General features: G+C 40.2%; 17 protein-coding genes. 7 read left to right on the top strand and 10 right to left on the bottom strand.

Features of this window, described 5'->3' with window-relative positions:
- Positions 1-364: 364 nt before the first annotated feature.
- The 3 genes from JWQ54_RS08100 to JWQ54_RS08110 all read right to left on the bottom strand — a co-directional run bounded on the left by JWQ54_RS08100 (position 365) and on the right by JWQ54_RS08110 (position 2,954).
- Complete coding sequence (locus JWQ54_RS08100) at positions 365-1,495, bottom strand: hypothetical protein (RefSeq protein WP_299582815.1); 1,131 nt, start codon at positions 1,493-1,495, stop codon at positions 365-367.
- A 77-nt stretch (positions 1,496-1,572) separates the two neighbouring features.
- Positions 1,573-1,803, bottom strand: a complete 231-nt coding sequence (locus JWQ54_RS08105) for a DUF4287 domain-containing protein (RefSeq protein ID WP_299582818.1) — start codon at positions 1,801-1,803, stop codon at positions 1,573-1,575.
- 44 nt (positions 1,804-1,847) lie between these two features.
- The gene (locus tag JWQ54_RS08110; RefSeq protein WP_299582821.1) at positions 1,848-2,954 is read right to left on the bottom strand and encodes an AI-2E family transporter; all 1,107 of its coding nucleotides are present in this window, start codon (positions 2,952-2,954) and stop codon (positions 1,848-1,850) included.
- Between the two features lie 384 nt (positions 2,955-3,338).
- On the opposite strand from JWQ54_RS08110, the gene JWQ54_RS08115 reads away from it, so the two are divergent.
- The 5 genes from JWQ54_RS08115 to JWQ54_RS08135 all read left to right on the top strand — a co-directional run bounded on the left by JWQ54_RS08115 (position 3,339) and on the right by JWQ54_RS08135 (position 6,046).
- Entirely contained in the window at positions 3,339-4,169 is an 831-nt protein-coding gene (locus JWQ54_RS08115; RefSeq protein ID WP_299582824.1) for an SDR family oxidoreductase, read from the top strand.
- Between the two features lie 117 nt (positions 4,170-4,286).
- Complete coding sequence (locus JWQ54_RS08120; RefSeq protein WP_299582827.1) at positions 4,287-4,931, top strand: TNT domain-containing protein; 645 nt, start codon at positions 4,287-4,289, stop codon at positions 4,929-4,931.
- Positions 4,928-5,287 carry a hypothetical protein gene (locus tag JWQ54_RS08125; RefSeq protein WP_299582830.1) on the top strand — a complete coding sequence of 120 codons (360 nt, stop codon included), beginning with the start codon at positions 4,928-4,930 and terminating at the stop codon, positions 5,285-5,287. The genes JWQ54_RS08120 and JWQ54_RS08125 overlap by 4 nt, the downstream gene beginning before the upstream one ends.
- Positions 5,288-5,444: 157 nt before the next feature.
- Positions 5,445-5,651, top strand: coding sequence for a hypothetical protein (locus JWQ54_RS08130; protein WP_299582833.1), 207 nt, complete (start codon positions 5,445-5,447; stop codon positions 5,649-5,651).
- A gap of 20 nt (positions 5,652-5,671) precedes the next feature.
- Entirely contained in the window at positions 5,672-6,046 is a 375-nt protein-coding gene (locus JWQ54_RS08135) for a DUF1684 domain-containing protein (RefSeq protein WP_299582836.1), read from the top strand.
- Between the two features lie 3 nt (positions 6,047-6,049).
- Here JWQ54_RS08135 and JWQ54_RS08140 read toward each other — a convergent pair whose 3' ends face one another.
- Positions 6,050-6,514 (bottom strand): hypothetical protein, encoded by a 465-nt coding sequence (locus JWQ54_RS08140; protein WP_299582839.1) that lies wholly within the window; start codon positions 6,512-6,514, stop codon positions 6,050-6,052.
- A gap of 229 nt (positions 6,515-6,743) precedes the next feature.
- On the opposite strand from JWQ54_RS08140, the gene JWQ54_RS08145 reads away from it, so the two are divergent.
- Positions 6,744-7,166, top strand: a complete 423-nt coding sequence (locus JWQ54_RS08145) for an SRPBCC domain-containing protein (protein ID WP_299582842.1) — start codon at positions 6,744-6,746, stop codon at positions 7,164-7,166.
- Between the two features lie 174 nt (positions 7,167-7,340).
- Entirely contained in the window at positions 7,341-7,757 is a 417-nt protein-coding gene (gene yiaA, locus JWQ54_RS08150; protein WP_299582846.1) for an inner membrane protein YiaA, read from the top strand.
- Between the two features lie 231 nt (positions 7,758-7,988).
- Here the strand turns inward: yiaA and JWQ54_RS08155 are convergent, their stop codons facing one another.
- The 6 genes from JWQ54_RS08155 to JWQ54_RS08180 form a co-directional block, all read right to left on the bottom strand.
- The gene (locus JWQ54_RS08155; RefSeq protein WP_299582848.1) at positions 7,989-9,077 is read right to left on the bottom strand and encodes a glycoside hydrolase family 43 protein; all 1,089 of its coding nucleotides are present in this window, start codon (positions 9,075-9,077) and stop codon (positions 7,989-7,991) included.
- A gap of 363 nt (positions 9,078-9,440) precedes the next feature.
- Positions 9,441-9,938, bottom strand: coding sequence for a hypothetical protein (locus JWQ54_RS08160; protein ID WP_299582850.1), 498 nt, complete (start codon positions 9,936-9,938; stop codon positions 9,441-9,443).
- A gap of 764 nt (positions 9,939-10,702) precedes the next feature.
- Positions 10,703-11,311, bottom strand: a complete 609-nt coding sequence (locus tag JWQ54_RS08165; protein ID WP_299582853.1) for a hypothetical protein — start codon at positions 11,309-11,311, stop codon at positions 10,703-10,705.
- 777 nt (positions 11,312-12,088) lie between these two features.
- Positions 12,089-15,586: a hypothetical protein gene (locus tag JWQ54_RS08170; RefSeq protein WP_299582856.1), complete on the bottom strand. Its 3,498-nt coding sequence runs from the start codon at positions 15,584-15,586 to the stop codon at positions 12,089-12,091.
- Between the two features lie 276 nt (positions 15,587-15,862).
- On the bottom strand, positions 15,863-16,681 hold the full coding sequence (locus tag JWQ54_RS08175) for a hypothetical protein (protein WP_299582859.1): 819 nt from the start codon (positions 16,679-16,681) through the stop codon (positions 15,863-15,865).
- A 19-nt stretch (positions 16,682-16,700) separates the two neighbouring features.
- Positions 16,701-17,078: a hypothetical protein gene (locus JWQ54_RS08180; protein ID WP_299582862.1), complete on the bottom strand. Its 378-nt coding sequence runs from the start codon at positions 17,076-17,078 to the stop codon at positions 16,701-16,703.
- Positions 17,079-17,205: the final 127 nt, after the last annotated feature.

The raw sequence follows: 17,205 nt of genomic DNA on the forward strand, positions 1-17,205 counted from the left end.
CGGTAGAAATTGTCAGCCGGAACATAGTTGGAAAGCTGAAATTGTATAAATAAGCTTTCCTGATGCGTCTTTTTCCCTTGCATAGCCTAATATACTAAAAACCAATATTTTAATCAATATTTCAAAGAACTTAATTTTAGCCATTGCTGACTTATCTAGTTGCGCAACAATCACGCAGCGAAGAGAGGTCGACGAGCGAAGCAATGTCGGGTGAGTCAACTCTGCGCCATACGTTTATGCAAAACAGTGGCGAGGAAGCATTGGCGTTAATATCGCTAGCATATTTCCTCACCCGGTCGACTCCGCTAGCCAGCGGATGGACCTGCCCTCCCTATGCTGCGCACACGCAGGGCAAGAAAAATCTTTACATCACCCGCCCAATCCCAAATTGATCACCTGCTTTTACGGCTTTGCCGCCCTCAAAGTCAACCTCAACCATTTTCTCGCTGGCTACGCTGTTGTTAAACTCATCTTTAAGGGTTGTTAATATTTTTCGCGTTTTAACGTCTATCACCTCCCCGCTCGACGGATAGGCATATTTGCCATCCAGGCTGAAAGTAATCCAGCCGGGCATATCCTGTAGAGGTATGGTGGTTAATTGCTTGTAGGGCTCAACATTGCTAAAAACATGCAGGCGCATATTGAAACCGTCGCACAGCCAGATCTCTTTTTCATCAGGTGTAAGCCCAATACCATGGCTTGGGTTGCCATGCCGCCTTACACGCCCGGTTTCCCAGCCTTCAACCAAAACCCGGTCGAGTTTTTTGCCTGTTTTTAAATCGCCAACCTCAAAACCAAGCAGGCTGTCGACAGTTACGTAAGCACGGGTTTCTTTGCCATTAACTGTAAACGGGCGGATGAAATTTCCAAACGGACCTACTTTACCAACAACAGTATGGGTTTTGGCATCGGCTATTTTTAGCCAGGGCGACGCAAGGTCATCCAAATAAACATGATTGCCTGAAAGTCCGTAAAGAGTATTGTGAGATCTCAGGAACCCCGGGATTTTTTTAATTACATCTCCGGTTTGGCAATCAACCACGTTCCAGATCTTGTTCTCCAGTGAAGGGAGATACATTAACTTGCCATCAGGGGAGATCGACATCCTGTCGCAGCCATCAATAATATTTTTCTCCCAGATGATTTTACCTGTGCTGAGGTCTATCCGCTGCAATGATTCAAGCGTGCTTATATAGATGCTGTTAAGCGGTACGCTTACAGCAATACCTTTAACATTGGATGGTTTTTTGTTGGGATGATAGCCGCTTGTTTCAATCCGCCTTACAAATTGATGGTTATTATCCATGTCAAACACAAGTAATCCATGGCCGCCGTAACCCATATAATCGCGGATCCCGGGAACAGCAACGTAGAGATAATGGTGCGTTGCAGGTTCAGGTTTTTTGTGGGTGATTTTGGCTTTGAGGGTTGGTTTGGCTGAAACGAGAAGAAGCCCGGTCAGGAGTAAAACAAACACATTGATTTTTTTGCCCATAACTACTTGTTTTGTTTAATATTGATCAAAATATGCCGGAATAACTTTTGGTTTCCGCAAGCTAATTTCAAGAGAACCTATTTGCTATCTTCGCTTTTCACACCGCTTAATAAAGCATAAATAGCCATAGCGTGCCCATGCCCCAGCTCAAAATCCTCCCTGAGCCATTTTACAATATCAGCGGCTTTTAAACCGGGTGCAAGGTCACCCTTTTGGGTAAATCCCTTTTCGGCCGCAAGCTGTCTGAAATCATCAGGGCCTTTACCTGTTTTTTCTTTTATTGTATTTAAATATCCCTGGAAAGACATATTGCTTATGGTTTATACTGCTAAATTAAGCAAGGTTTTTATCATTATGCGGGTAAAATTGGTTTTTTAGGTCTCCGGTTCGGCCAGCGCTGGCCCATGTGCCTGGTTGGGATATTATCGCCCAGCAGCTTTCCCCACGGTTTAAGACCGTCGACCCTGTCAAAAATGATCTTTAAAACAGCTACAAATGGAATTGATAAAAACATTCCCGATAACCCCCAAAGCTGGTTGCCAAGCAACACAATGATGATAGACATCAGGGCATTGATTTGCACTTTTGATGATACGATACGGGGGACTAATATATTGTTATCAATAAACTGGATAACTATGTATGCAATAATTACCCCAATCTGGGTTGAATACCCATCCTTGGTAACGGTGGCCATTAATACAGGCAGGGCAATAGCTATGATGCCGCCCAGGTAGGGGATAAGGTTAAGAATTGCCCCAATGCAACCTATTAATATTCCGTATTTTACACCCAGTAAAAGCAACGCGGTCGAATTTAAAATGGCCACAATGGTTGTTTCAATAAGCAAACCTATTATATAGCTTTGAATTGCACCCTTGGTCTCGCCCAAAATTTCACCTACTTTTTTTGAATTTTCTTCAGAAAACACCTCGTATAAAAAATTAAGGATCAGTGCTTTATAAAGCAACATGAAAAATATGTATACCGGAAGCAAAACAATTACCCCCAGCGTTCCTAAAAGCCCGTTTAAAGTTTTGCCAAGCATAGCTCGGCTGTTATGCAAAGTCTCCTCCACCATTTGATCCTGTTTTGCAATGGATATATTAAAGTTGACAGCGATCCATTCTTTGAGATGAATAGTGATGAGTGAGAATTTTTTTTCAAGCATTGGCAAAGAATCGCCAAACTGGATAATTTGTGTAGATAAAAAATAAAAGATCCCGGTAACAACACCGAGGGCTATAAGCAGAGCCGCAAAAATAGACCAAACCCTGTTGAATTTATGATGCTGAAGCCAATTGCAAAGGGGATTAAGCAAGATGGCCAGGAATGCAGCAAATGCCAGGGGCACCAATATATCTGCAAGCTGCGACATAATATAAACCAACAAAACAAGGCCAAACAGCACGGCTGTGCTTTGGATATAAAATGGCTGATCTTTTATTTTTACTGACATTTATATATTTATAAGCGGAATATTGTAACCGGGGTATTTGTTTTGGAAAATGGTTTTTAACCTTTCCGGATTTGTATTTAAACAGTGCGCGGGGTGTGTGAAGATAGGAAAAAAATGAAAGAGCAACAAGCTGCAAATGACAAGCAGTGTAGAAATTGCGGACATGATTGGCATTAAATGAGATAACCCGAACGCTCAATAGGTAATTATGCCTTTAATAAAATGTTGTTAAGTGTAGTTGAAAATTGCAACAATGCGCAACCACGAACTGAAAGCTCACGGGAGCGAAAAGATATTTTAAAAACAGGTCAGCATAGCTGAATAATCGCTTACATTTATAGCAATAAAACACTGTTGGCACCCAATATAAACCTTCACAAAACAATGTATAATAATTATTACCGAGATAAAGTAGTCCTGGTAACTGGTGGCGGCTCGGGCATAGGGCGTGGATTGTGTGAAGGACTGGCCGGATGCGGCGCCATAGTTACCTGTACGGATATCAACCTGAAAAATATTGAAGAAACTGTAAGATCAATTGGTAAAGACACTGTTACTGCCAGGGAACTTGACGTTACCCAGCAGGCCGATTTTGAAGAAACAATTGCCGGGATAGTAAAAGAACATGGCCGGATAGACCTGATCTTTAACAATGCAGGTATCGGCATAAGCGGCGAGCTGCGCGATCTATCTATTGAGCATTGGAAAAAGGTAATGGATATTAATTTTTACGGGGTGCTTTATGGTTCGCAGGCGGCTTATTTGCAGATGCTGAAACAGGGTTTCGGGCAGATCGTAAATACGGCATCGCTTGCAGGTTTGATTGACATGATCCCGCTGATAGGGCCTTACAGTGTTTCAAAGCATGCCGTTTTAAATTATACCAGAGTGCTGCGGTATGAGGCAAAGGCTTTTAATATAAATGCAAATACGGTTTGTCCCGGGTATATCAATACACCCATTATTGATGCTTCGCCTGCCGTAAATTCAAAACCTGGCTGGAACCGCGAGGCCATAAAGCCGTTTGAACCGGGCTTGCCTGTAAACAAAGCTGTGGTGTGTATTTTAAATGGTGTTGCCAGGAACAAGGAAGTGATCCTGTTCCCTCGGGTTGCGGGGCTTTTTTTACATTTTTCGCGGTTGTTTAAAGGCCTTTACCTAAAAGTAAGTAATAAATCAGTGAAAGATTTTAGGGAGAAGTTTAGGTTAAATTGATCCGTTACTTTTTTTAACCAAAAAGCACAATACATAAAAAATAAATATGCCATTTTCTATTGACGAAAGTTTTGCATCTATTATCTTTATTTAATTTTTAACCAACAATCTTGTCCTATGAAAACAGTAAGAATACTGCTGTTCGCAGTAATGCTGCTGCCGTTCCTTTCTAAAGCGCAAACGGAGCAGTCGCAAAAACCACACAAACACATTGCCCATTCGTTAAAAGCACATGCAAAAAGTGACAGCCTTGTAAGAGGTGTTTCTTTTAGTGTTTTTGAGAAGTCTGTTTCTGATTTTGCTGACACTACCAAAAAGCCGCTTGCCAAAACCGCATGGAAGCTTTGGAAAAATGAAAGATGGAGCGAACTGGAGCAATTTTTTAGTGCCAATAACCTGAATGGGGGCTGGCCGCCTAATCGGGGTGCTTTATCATTAAAAATTGTTACACTACAATCCGGATTATTAGTTGATCGCTACGGCGGTTATTATGATGCAGATAGTGTATTCCAGGACAAGGGGACATTTGTGTCATTTATAGATGTGCCCTTTCCGAAACGTGCTTTGCCTGATAAGACTTTAAGCTCTCCCTACAGGGTTTATAAAATTGTTAAACCAATTGTGGATGTTAAAAAAGGGCAAATTATTCCCTGGTTTAATAAACCAGGTTTAGGAATACAGTATGAATTACCTTATAATATTAATGATCTGAAAAAAGGAGGTTATCTTGCAGAAGAAAAAGATAAAGAGCATCCCAAATGATCGCAAAATATAAAAATGCAAAGTCATTGATTTTTGATGGGCCCGAATCGGAGGTCTTGAATAAAGTATTCGACGTGGTTACAGGAACAGCTGTAAGCACAGCAATAAAATTTTATGACTTTGCCAATAATAATTTTGAAGATCTGCGCCAGGTTATTAATAACGATGACATTGAATTTATTGTAAAAACCGGGGGATTTGCTCCCGACGGCGGATTCCTGAATCTATACAAAAATAGTGATGGCTTAAGATTGTATTACTACAAAAAAGATAATACCATTATTGTTTTTGCCTACGGCGAATTTCAACCCTTCCGTTACATGCTTTACCTGGAAGGGGTTTGGACGATAGCTTAGTCCTGAGTCGAAAGTCTTGAGTTCTAAGTCAGAAAAAGACAAAATTTAACTTAAGGCTTGCGACTTAAGACTGTTGACTCAACACTAGCTTGATGCTTACTCCGGGACGGGAAAATTTAGATATATTGCACCTGCCAACGATGGTAAATTTTGAGATATGAAATACTTCCTGACCCTGATCTTAATGGCAAGCCTGCACTGCTTCGGGCAGGATTATAAGGCGCAAATTGCCACATACCGCAAGCAATACATGGATGATTTTCTTACGGACAAAAATTCCCCATTAAAAAAAGAAGATCTGCAAAATCTGCGTTTTTACGATGCTGACAGCGCTTACAAAGTTTTGGCCAAAGTGGAGGTTTAACAAATCAGCCTGGTTTTATAATGCCGGTATTCAGCGGCACCGGGCAGCAATATGTTAGGTATGCAACGCTGAGCTTTACGCTTAAGGGCAAGCCAATGCAACTCTCATTATACAAAAGTATTTCGCTGTCAAAGCTGCCGCAGTACAAGGATTACCTGTTCCTTCCTTTTGCTGATGAAACTAATGGCGCATCTACTTACGCAGGTGGAAGATATATCGACCTGCGTGCCGGCGACCTTAAAGGAAATACACTGGTAATAGATTTTAATAAAGCTTATAACCCATACTGTGCTTTTGGCGGAGGATATTCATGCCCAAAACCACCGGATGAAAACCGACTGCAGGTTGCAATTGAAGCCGGTGAAAAAAACTATGCCGGCAGTAAGAAGCATTAACCTTTAAAACGCCCTGAATAGTGGCCGGCTTATCAATGGCGAAAATGACCAGGGAATAGAGGAAAGAATTATCAGCAGGGCAATTGTAAACCAGATAGCCATTGTTTTAAATTTTTCTCTATCAGTGATTTTTTGTTTTGCCTTTGCCGAACCAATGGAAATAAGAACTATAGCGGTTAGCATCATGGTAATATGCTCCATTCCAAAAAATCTTATTTGCCGCTCATGCACCGCATCTTTAAAATTATGAAGAAAGTAGTGTACAACAGGGCTGATGAAATATAACCACAACCCGATAACCATTTGAATCTGTGCTGCTTCTGTTGCTGCCACCCTGCTGTTATCATCAAGCTTTGTGTATGTTTTGTTAAGCAGCCAGCCCCTAAATGCCCGGTAAAGTGCAAAAAGCAAGCTCAACAAAACAAACCAGCGGATTAACGAATGAATGGCGAGAAGTACTAAATACATAGGATAAACTTATATAAATGGCTGACGACCGGGCGGCGAAGATATTTTATTTTTCATTAATTTTTTCCGGTAGCGATGTATGCTTTTTATTTTCTTTAGGCTCTCCGCCAAACTTTTACGTATGCAAGGTTTTATGCACCCATTGGCACAAATACCCCCTCACATTGTCATTGTTGCCCTGTGTTTTTCCGGCAGATGAATCCTAAATTTGTGTTAACAATCAATCATCATGAATAACTCCGACAAAACCACCCTTACTGCCGAAACCGAAATAAACGCACCCATTGAAAAAGTTTGGGCGTTGTGGACCACCCCGGAAGACATTATGCAATGGAACAACCCCAATGCCGACTGGCACACCCCCCGCGTAGAAAACGACCTGCGGCCCGGCGGCAAATTCCTTTTTGCTATGGCATTAAAAGACGGTAGCCTCAACTTTGATTTCACCGGTAGCTACGATGAGGTGATAACCAACAAGCTCATCTCCTATACCCTTAACGATGGCCGCCGCAGTACCATCACCTTTACCTCCGGCACTTCCGTTAAATTGGTTGAAGCTTTTGAAGCCGATAATACCCAGCCCATTGCCACGCAACAGGAGTTTTGTCAGGCAGTGTTGGATGGGTTTAAAGGGTATGTGGAGGGGAAGTGAATAGTTTATTGGCAGCGCTACGGTAAGCTTGGTTACTTAGCAGCGGGACACGAAAAGCCATTACAATTTGGCCATCGCCTCATTCGCAGGAAGAACCAATCTTTAATAAATTAATTGCCATATTGTTTCTTAACGCTCTTCTGTTATCTTTATCATCAAATTATAAACAATTATATGGATCAAAAACCATCAAACGCGTTTATCGGGGCATCATGGGCGGCCCTTATCATCGGTTTTGTAAGCTACAACATAGGTTTGTGGAATGCATCAATGGTGCTTAACGAAAAAGGCTATTATTTTACAATATTACTTTTTGGATTATTCGCGGCAGTATCAGTACAAAAAAGCGTTCGCGACAGGCTGGAAGGAATCCCGGTGACCAATATCTATTATGGCTTAAGCTGGACCTGTACGCTCATTTCCGTGCTGTTGCTTACCGTAGGCTTATGGAATGCCACCCTTACTTTGAGCGAAAAAGGCTTTTATGCCATGTCGTTTTTGCTGACTTTATTTGCTGCTATAGCCGTGCAGAAAAACACCCGTGACCTGATCAATTTTGATAAGCTGGCCGGGAGAAGCACTGTCTCTTAATAAGATCTTATTTGGGCCTGTTCAAAAGCCCTTTGTCAAACTGAAAACAATGCCTGGCTGGAACGCCCGGGCATTTATATTTTAACGGATCACTGGGTTGGCAGGTTTAAAGCGGCATGAATAGTTTATTGGTAGCGCTACGGTAAGGTGGTTACCTAGCAGCGGAACACGGGAAGCCTTTGCGCCTTTGGCTGGCGCAGCATTCTCGCGCAAATTTTTGTGTCCACATTTTTATCTTGTGCTATCGCGCCCTGATTCTAAAAAATAAAAACTGTTTTTGTCCATAATCAAAGTGTTGGGGCTCTTCCGGGAGAATGCTGCTTTGATAATGGCGGTTTTTCTTTTTCCTACCATCCTATTGGTATGATGCGTGTGGAACACGTAATACAGCCGGCCCGAATTGTCAGTAAAAAAATCACCATGACCAGTTCCGTTTTGGCCGATAAGCGCCCTGTTTAAAATAGGGTTACCCGGATATTTTGTCCACGGGCCCATGGGCGACTTTGCGGTAGCGTAACCTACGGCGTAATCGATGTTCCTGAAATCATTGGCCGAATAAAATAAATAATAAAGATTGTTATGCTTCATTACCGTTGGGCCCTCGGTAACAGGCCATTTTGCATTTTGCGTATTCTCCCACGACTCCTGGCCGCTGATGCATTCCTTAACCGCATTTTCTTCTATGTCCGACAAGTCGTTTTTCAATCGGGCAACAAATATGCGGTTGCCATTTTGCAGACGAACGTGATACAGGTATAAACTGCCGTCAGTGTCCTCAAAAATATAAGGATCTATTTGCTTCCCCTCGCCCGACACTGATTTGAATACTTTTTGAGTAAAAGGCCCTAACGGATTATCACTTTCTGCAATAGCTATATGCTCATCGGCGGTGTATGCCATATAATACCTGCCATTACGCTTAAATACCTGCGGCGCCCAAAAGCCTTTGGTGCCATAACTATCGCCCCGCAACAGCGCATGCCCGTTGCGCTTGCCAACCGGACCGGTCCAGTTTTTAAGGTCCGGCGACTGGTATACCCAAATGCCATCGCTGCTGCCTGTACCATATAAATAATACCTGCCATTGTCTTTAAAAATAGTTGGATCGGCTAAGCAGATGGTATCTTTTGATGAGCTGTGGCAGGTTGAATTTGCGGAAAAAGCGGTGATGGGGATTAGGGTTGCCAGGGTGAGGCAGATGAGCAGGGTTAGTATTTTCATGGGGCGGTGATTGGCACTGTCGTATAAGGGTAACGGGGCTAAGATAATTATTATTGCCGGTGATGTTTTACCCATTAATTGGCGTTCTATGCGTTCCATTTTTACGCGGAACGGGGTGGAACGCTATGGAACATGTTGATTATCAAAACTATAACTTTTTTACTGTGTGTAAGTAGTTGATAATCAATTATTTCGATATTTCTACTTTTTGGGTGGTTTGTTGTAATTTATTTATAATCAGCGTGTTCCAGTTTTTGAGTTGATTAAAATTTGTCTCGTCCTGAAAAAAGTTTACACTTTTTAGTGAATAATCCTGTTTAAAGTTTACAATGTTTTCCAGTTTTCCACCTGGTCTAAGTTTAGCGTAGCGTAACTTAGACCAAAGAGCGGTTGATAATTCATAAAAACACAATCCTTTAATTAAAGCAACTTTGAAACTGGTTTATACCATAGCAGAACGAATTAATTGGCACATTCAGTTGGCAAAAATTGAAATCTGCTCCTAGTAAAATTAATTGCCTTGTGATTTATGAACCAGGATTTTCCCACGTAGTATCCTATTGCACCAAATCCGAGAACTAATTTGGGGCCTTTCTTTAACAATGCAATCGGATTCCTGTAATGTGTTCTTTTGGTGCCATCGGCGAATATATAGTCTGCAAATAAAGTGTCCTTTTTAAACTGCCCTATAATTTCGCCGTGATCAAACTCTTTTTCCTGGTTATTTGATTGGCGTTCTGAATACTTTATCACTAACTTACCATAAATTTTACCGTTCGGCATTGTTTTAAATTTCAAAAAAGCACTATCTTTTTGATAGATAGCTATGAAACAGTGTTCAGGATAATTGATAAGTTTATATTTATCACCGCTTCGCAGTGCTGTGTTTTTTGTGTCGTGATTGCAACTAAACAAAAACACTGAAATAAAGAAAATTAACTTATAAAGTTCATTTTTCATCTTTAATTGATTTTAGCTGTTAATATTTTTGTTGCGAATTTTTAAATCCCTTCACAGGTTCAATTTGGAGTTTTGATTCTCTAATTGTTAAGCTTTCACAATATACTCATTTTCAGGCAGTATAATCCGGATTTTCGATTCCGGGATTTCTTTTAAATCGATTTATAATTTAACGATAAAAACATACAATAGATATGTTGGATTTCGAAATAAGACTTACTCATAGTCGCCCACCTGTCAGCAATATAGCGCAAAAAAGGTGGATCAAATTAGCAGCATACTCTGGTGCGTATGACGGGAACAAAAAGTTAAGCGGGTTACCTAAACGCGGAGGCATGAGTTGCACGCCGGCAAGCGTTCCACTTTTACAGCGGAACGGGTGGAACGCTGTGGAACATGCTTATTATCAGTATTATAACATTTTTACTACCAGTAAGTGTCTGATAATCAAATGTTTTAAATATTTATACTTTCGGATGGTTTGTTGTAATTTATTTATAATCAGCGTGTTCCACTTTTGTATTGATTAAAATTGTTGGTTAATCTCGATTTGGGTTTACACTCAGGCCTGGAGGAAGCGGGGTTGGCTTAATTTGTTATCGGCATTTTGGGTTGCTCATCCGTTGGTTTACCTAAACGCGGGCCACAAGGTAGTACCTTGCGGCAGCGACAAAAATACTTGCGATAGCCTCGAAGTAGAAAAAACGCTTTGCAACGAACCCCAGTTGCAACAATCCTGATTTTTTGGCTTATTAGTGGTATAGCTATTGCTGCATAAAGGTGCTTGTTGCATCGTTGAAAAACACAGTCAAATCGTTGCTGGTGCTAAAATCGACCGTGCAGCCGGCTGTTGGCGGCAATTGCTGCACTACCACGCCCGCCTGGTAATTCTGCCCTAAGCAAACATATATTTTATTGGTGTATCCGAACACGGCCATGCTGTTGGCCATCAAAGACTGTATATTTACCGGCGTGGCGCCGCCGTCCTGGCCGTTTGTATACACCGGTTTTGCAAGGCCGAAAGTAAGATTGCCCATGCTGTGGCTGTTGTTTGTAACGCCGTACTGGCTGCCGCTCAATTGCGACGCGGGCGATACGGAAAACTGTCCGCCATCAGTCCAGGTATACATATTTTGCGGGCTGGCGCTCTGCATGCCATAAACTGAAACCATACTTCCCTGTATAACCATACTTTGCGAACTGTAAACGCTGGCGTTATCGTCCCATTGCACCTGGTTCGACATCATGGGCTGAAAGGCCGCCCACACCACTGGCGTGCCACCGTCAATAAGGTTAAAAATTAAAACACTGTAGCCTGCGTTCATTATATTGTTAAGGCCCATAGCGTCGAAGTTAATTTGAAGAGAGTTCATGATATGTTAGGTTTAAGATGTAAATGTTAAGGTGAGCTAAAAGTAAGAAAAGCAATTTAAATATGCAACAGGGGGCGGCCAAACCCGGTTTTGAAACTATGATTTTCAGGATTAGCGGATTATGGCATTTCCCCGCCGGTAGAGGCGGGGCCGTGCTGTGCGTTCATACGGCTGCAGGCATTAGGCGCGGCCTGCACCCTGGTTCCCGAAGTGGCCGGTATCCACTGCCATCACTAATGCGGAGATTTGCGTGCTTCCCCGCTGCCTGGTCTATCACCTTTTCTCCGCTGCCGCCCCGATTTATCGGGGTGGCCCGCTGATAGGTATGTAAGCGAAAAATAATCCGCCATATAGCCTAATCAATTATAACCTTAACCAATCCTTTTATACCACAATAATCTCTTGCACTGCTATACAAATACTCATGATCGTTTTCTGCAAAGCCGGCTTCTACTGGTCCAAAGGACTCCTACGGAGATTATTATAAGTATAGTCCATTTTTTGCTGAATAAAACTAAAAATACAAACTTTACGTGATGGTTTGTTACCGGCATTTTGGGTTACTCATCCGTTGGTTCACCTAAACGCGGGCCACAAGGCAGGAGCCTTGCGGCAGCGGGAAAGCCGGAGCGACAAAAACGCTTGCGGTAGCTGGGGGGGCTACCTAAACGCGGGGGCACTAGTACGCCACCTCTTTTCGCCAGCGCTGCATACTAGCGCCAGAAAGGGGACAAAAACGCTTGCGGTAGCTGGGCGGTGAATAATATGGAATGCTTATTAATGAAATTTCCAGATAGGAAATTCACCATGAATAGCTATATTTCTTATCCACTCTTGTAGAGCGAAATTGATTTGGATGGAATTTGACTTTTGATAATTAATAATATCATGGCATATTTGAATGACTTCGTCCACCAATTTTTTATCGCCGGTTGTATTAATATTCGCAAGACAACGAATGAAATATGCCTGATGCCTCGTCTTATTGATAAACTCATTCTTCCAGTTCCTAACAATATTTATCGACATGTCTTTAATTTTTTCAGGAAATTCTTCATGACTTTTTGTCACTGAATACAGATAATTTCGCCTGAAACCCGTTTGTTCTTTCCAATGATTTATTAAGAATGTGGCCTCATTTAACCAATTAGGATCGTTAAATAAAGGTATTTCTAATAACATGCAATATTTGAGATTATCTTTGTTTTTATTGGCAATTATATCATTTACAATAGAGCTGATAATATTATTATTAAGGTTTTTATTTTGGCATAGAATTATTAAAGAAGTATAGACAAATATCCAATCTTCTAATAAATGATTCTGCAAAATTTTCTGAGTCAAAGCTTCAACTTCTTGGCCTAATTCCAAAAGACATTTACAAAAAACGTCTGGGTAAAATCGGGGGGGGTCGATTTGCAAGAAGTCTCGTGCAGCTCTTTTTGCAGTCTCTTCCCCTTTAAGTAAGTTTAGACAAGAACAAAAAATGCGAGTATTTTTATATGAATTAGATCTTGTTAAAAACTCACCTGCTACCTTTTTTGCTACCTTATCTCCCTTTAGCACAGACAAGCATGTGCAAAAGATATATGATTGATAATATGATTCATTTGTCTCTAGGAAATCCCTAGCGGCCTGCTTCCCAATTTCCTCTTTGCTAAGTAATTTCAAGATTGAGCAAAAAAGAGCACCACCTTTGTCGGGTTTGCTGGTTGCCAAAAAGTCTCGTGCAACTTGCTTGACTAGTTCTTCGTCTCCAATCACATTTAGGCATGCGCAAAAAACAGAATTATTCTCATATGCTTTGCTGCTTGAAAGAAAAATTCTCGCAGTTTGTTTGGCCAATTCTTCGTATTTAAGCACATTCAGACAAGAGCAAAAAACAGAACTGTTTTCGTATGGGCTATTGGTTTTCAAAAAAAGCCTCGCACCCTGTTTGGCTGTTTCTTCTTCTCCAAGTATATTTAGACAATTACAAAAAACAGTACTATTCTCATACGCTTTACTGGTCGCCAGGAAGTCTCGTGCTGCGCGTTTGGCAAGCCCTTCATACTTGAGCACATTTAGACAAGCACAAAAAACCTCGTTATTTTCGTATGCCTTATTGGTTGCCAGAAAGTTTCTCGCAATCTGTTTGACTGGTTCTTCGTCCTTTAGCATATTCAGACAGGAACAAAAAACGCCTATATTTTCGTTTGGGTTACTAATCCTTAAAAAATCCCTTGCAATTTGTTTTGCAATCCCTTCATTTTTCACTAGGGCGATACTAGCGTTGAAAGGGCCGGGATAATTGTAAGATTTTTCAATTTTCAGTAGGGTTTTTGCCGCATTTTTCGCGCATTCTTCGCCTTTTAATAAATTAAGGCTTTTACAAAATGTCTCGCTATTGATATGCGGGTTATTAGATTTAAGAAATTTTCTTGCTGCAAGCTTAACACATGCTTCACCTTTTAATAGATCCAAGCTTGTCCTAAAAGCCAGCTTATTTAAGTGGGAATTTTCAGTTTCAAGAAAAGTTCTAGCAGCCTCTTTGGATAATTCTTCCCCACTTAATAATTCAAGACAGGCACAAAAAACAACATGATTTTTATCAGGTTTTTCTGTTTTTAGATAATCGCGGGCCATTTCTTTTCCTTTTTTACCAGGAAGTCTCAACAGTCTGTAATAGATAATGCCCAAATCAATAGACCGCTTAATGAGCTTTAAAATCGCTATCAAATCATCAACAGTATCTTCATTAAATGAAATATCAATTAATTCATGGTCTGTTGCCCATCCTTGTTCCGCTATAGTATCATGGTGAAACTTTATTCTATTTATTATTCCGCTAGTTCTTGTTCGAACCTTTTCTACATGTATATATTTTTTTAATATTGGATCTTTGACTAAGTCATTTAAATCGGCTTGATATTTAATGGGAATTGAACAATTACTATAATGGCAAGCTAAGTCAACTGCCGTTTCTAATGTAAAGGTGATGCCATAAAGACTATATAAATTAGCATAAATATATAACGAATTTGCGATGCCTTTCCAAAATGGTTCATCCCTTTCTAAAAGTTTACTAAAGTCGCTTTTAAATATTTTCTTGTATCGGTCCTTTAAATTTTCATCGTTATGTTCTTCATTATAGCAAAAGACAAAAAGTGCTATAAAAAACGTCGAATTAGTAATGTCCTTTAACTCCTCAGAACTGACACTTTTTTGCCACTCTGGCATTTGTTCAAGTACATTAGCAAGTAATTGCGTATTTTCAGTATTGTGCAAGTCATGTATGTTTTTTGACAACACAAAATCGTCATATATTTTTCTTTTGTATTTTCTATCGCCAATGATTAATCTCGCGTTACTAGTTTTTTTTAACTCATGCAGGAATTTATGCACAATGGATTTATTTTCAGCACGCTCTACGTTTCGGTACCAATCATCAAGAATAATTACATAGTTAGATTCAGGATTACGTTGCACATCATAAAAAAACTCATTTTTTATGAAAGCTTCTAAATTACTTCCGATCCAATAAACAGGATAATGGTTTCGTAGATTGAAAGCTATTCTTCTGAGAAGTACAGACTTTCCACTTCCCCCCTCACCACGTATTACAAATGCTACAGGCTCATTGTGCCCAAAGGAAGTGGTAACAGTATATTCAAAGTGATTATAAATTTCTCTTGGTGCGTCCCAATTCTTGAAAATTCCGTACCATTGGACGTCTTCATGCCCGCCGTAATATTCTAGTTTTCTTTGCCTTTCATTTTTACGTCCTTTAGTCCAGTTGGATTTGACGAATTCGTCATCAATCAATTCCCCACCCTCTTCCAACTTTAGAAGATGCTTTAATAAAAAAGGTGATTCTGAAACTTTTTCCTGTAAATAATTCCAATGCCATGGGACGACCTCAATTTTACTTTCTTTTGCCAGTCTGTTGCACACATCAATTAAACTTTCAGAAATGTTGTTTTGCCTATGAACTTTTCTGGATATTACTTCTAAGGATGCAGTCGTTGCAAATATGAAAAGTTGCAAATCGGAATTAAAATAATCCATAGCCCTTTTAAAGTCACTTTCAAGTGTGGCTATAAGTTCCGATGGGTTAGGCTCCCTTCTTAGTTTACTCTGAATAACATAGTATTTGCCTTTTTTAGTCCAATAAATGTCAATGCCGTACTGATTTTTCCTTTGATAAAGGAAAACATTAGGACCATAAGCATCCCTGGCAATCCATTTGCAAAAGTGTTCAAACTGAATGTCATCTTTGATAAGTTCCAGGTTCATTACTGCTAAATTAAATCAATAATTTCAATTGTACTAAGACAAATATATATTATATTGCCTTCGAATGGATCATTCAACCAACTTAGACTTGATAACTCTTTTTTAAAGATCTTCAACCTAGCTCTAGTATGCAGAGCAGGCCAAAGATGTGGCGTACTCGTGCCACCGCCAGCTAAATTGCCAGGCGCTATTATCTACTTTGCAATCAATTTAACTTAACCACAATCAAACTTCCCCGGCTGCCGCAAGTGTGTCACTTGTGGCCCGCTGCTTGGTCTACCACGTTCTCACCCTAACCCTTGTCCACAAAACATAAGCTATCCTTAATCCAGCATAGAAGGCGCCTCCGGAAACAGAAAACAGCCCATGTTCAAAACTCGATATCATAGACCTGCCAGTAAATACTTTTAAGACAACGAATACAATGTAAATTGCAGCAAGGATCAATATGCCAATCAGTACATACAAGCTTATCCTTTTTATCTTAATCTTTCTTTGCTTAGCCTTATTCTGTTTGGCATACCCCGCCATAAGTATTTCACTAGCTATTGTTTGTTCTGCCTCTTCAACTTCCAGATGTTCTTCAACCTCTTGGTTGATTTCCGTCCAGCTATTGTAATTGGTCAGATTAAAATCACTGTAATGGCTAACAAATTCCATGGTGTTTTTTGTAATTTCCACATAGTCCGGATCGTTACCACAATAAATAATATAATCCCGTTGGTCATCAAGATAATAAATCTGATCCTTTTCAAATGAAGTTATTATGTTATCAGCATTTATTTCATTTAAAATGTCAAGAACTTTTTTGATATCTATGGTTAGATCGGCCAGTTTTTGACTTATCAAGCTTAAAACTACCCGCACAGGAATTATGCTTTTCGAAGTAACAACATGTTTACCTAAAATTCCAAGCAAATTATTTGTGTTACCAGAAAGCGAGATCTCAATAAAAAAATAATCCGGCTCATCTTCAGCACTTATTATTTGGTCGGCCCAGGCAACAACTTCATCCCTTGAAATTAAACCACGCAGCAATCCCTCCCAAAACACTTCAAGCAATAAAGAAAAATCTGATGATTTAAATTGTGACATGTTTAGTTATATAATATTACTAATTTAATTGAATAGTTATTAAACACCCCGCCACATCAATCTCCACCCATTCTGCAAACTCCCCATCCGGCAAACATTCTTTTAAATCCAATCCCCTTAAAGCCCGTCTCCTTGAGCATCGCCCCAATTTAATGATCATATCGTACCTGCCATTCCCCCTGGGGCCTATCCATGCTTTAGTAATTATTTGTTTTATGCTTGTAATGTTCCTGCTTGTAAATTGTTCATTTATTGCTGGTTCACTAATTCCATCACACCAGAAATACTTTAAAATGTTATCCTGCAAATCACCAAACGCATCACATAAATGAAATTCAAGCAAACTGCGGAAATAGTCATTAAAAGAAGCTTGGACGTTTATGCGTTGATCTGTCATTGATAATTGTTTAAATAAAAAATTAAATTCTACTTCATGTCATGCTGAATTTATTTCAGCACCCCACACGCTAAGTTTACACCAAGCATTGCCGGGCGCAGACTTAGCATCTGGGCTACCTTTATAA

The sequence above is a fragment of the Mucilaginibacter sp. genome (assembly GCF_028288225.1).
Classification (GTDB): Bacteria; Bacteroidota; Bacteroidia; order Sphingobacteriales; family Sphingobacteriaceae; genus Mucilaginibacter.

Coding starts and splice junctions, on each gene's coding strand:
- JWQ54_RS08170 (WP_299582856.1), bottom strand. CDS start 15,586: ATGAACCTGGAACTTATCAAAGATGACATTCAGTTTGAACACTTTTGC.
- JWQ54_RS08145 (WP_299582842.1), top strand. CDS start 6,744: ATGAATAACTCCGACAAAACCACCCTTACTGCCGAAACCGAAATAAAC.
- JWQ54_RS08105 (WP_299582818.1), bottom strand. CDS start 1,803: ATGTCTTTCCAGGGATATTTAAATACAATAAAAGAAAAAACAGGTAAA.
- JWQ54_RS08140 (WP_299582839.1), bottom strand. CDS start 6,514: ATGTATTTAGTACTTCTCGCCATTCATTCGTTAATCCGCTGGTTTGTT.
- JWQ54_RS08135 (WP_299582836.1), top strand. CDS start 5,672: ATGCCGGTATTCAGCGGCACCGGGCAGCAATATGTTAGGTATGCAACG.
- JWQ54_RS08125 (WP_299582830.1), top strand. CDS start 4,928: ATGATCGCAAAATATAAAAATGCAAAGTCATTGATTTTTGATGGGCCC.
- JWQ54_RS08155 (WP_299582848.1), bottom strand. CDS start 9,077: ATGGAACGCATAGAACGCCAATTAATGGGTAAAACATCACCGGCAATA.
- JWQ54_RS08100 (WP_299582815.1), bottom strand. CDS start 1,495: ATGGGCAAAAAAATCAATGTGTTTGTTTTACTCCTGACCGGGCTTCTT.
- JWQ54_RS08165 (WP_299582853.1), bottom strand. CDS start 11,311: ATGAACTCTCTTCAAATTAACTTCGACGCTATGGGCCTTAACAATATA.
- JWQ54_RS08175 (WP_299582859.1), bottom strand. CDS start 16,681: ATGTCACAATTTAAATCATCAGATTTTTCTTTATTGCTTGAAGTGTTT.
- JWQ54_RS08180 (WP_299582862.1), bottom strand. CDS start 17,078: ATGACAGATCAACGCATAAACGTCCAAGCTTCTTTTAATGACTATTTC.
- JWQ54_RS08160 (WP_299582850.1), bottom strand. CDS start 9,938: ATGAAAAATGAACTTTATAAGTTAATTTTCTTTATTTCAGTGTTTTTG.
- yiaA (WP_299582846.1), top strand. CDS start 7,341: ATGGATCAAAAACCATCAAACGCGTTTATCGGGGCATCATGGGCGGCC.
- JWQ54_RS08110 (WP_299582821.1), bottom strand. CDS start 2,954: ATGTCAGTAAAAATAAAAGATCAGCCATTTTATATCCAAAGCACAGCC.
- JWQ54_RS08130 (WP_299582833.1), top strand. CDS start 5,445: ATGAAATACTTCCTGACCCTGATCTTAATGGCAAGCCTGCACTGCTTC.
- JWQ54_RS08115 (WP_299582824.1), top strand. CDS start 3,339: ATGTATAATAATTATTACCGAGATAAAGTAGTCCTGGTAACTGGTGGC.
- JWQ54_RS08120 (WP_299582827.1), top strand. CDS start 4,287: ATGAAAACAGTAAGAATACTGCTGTTCGCAGTAATGCTGCTGCCGTTC.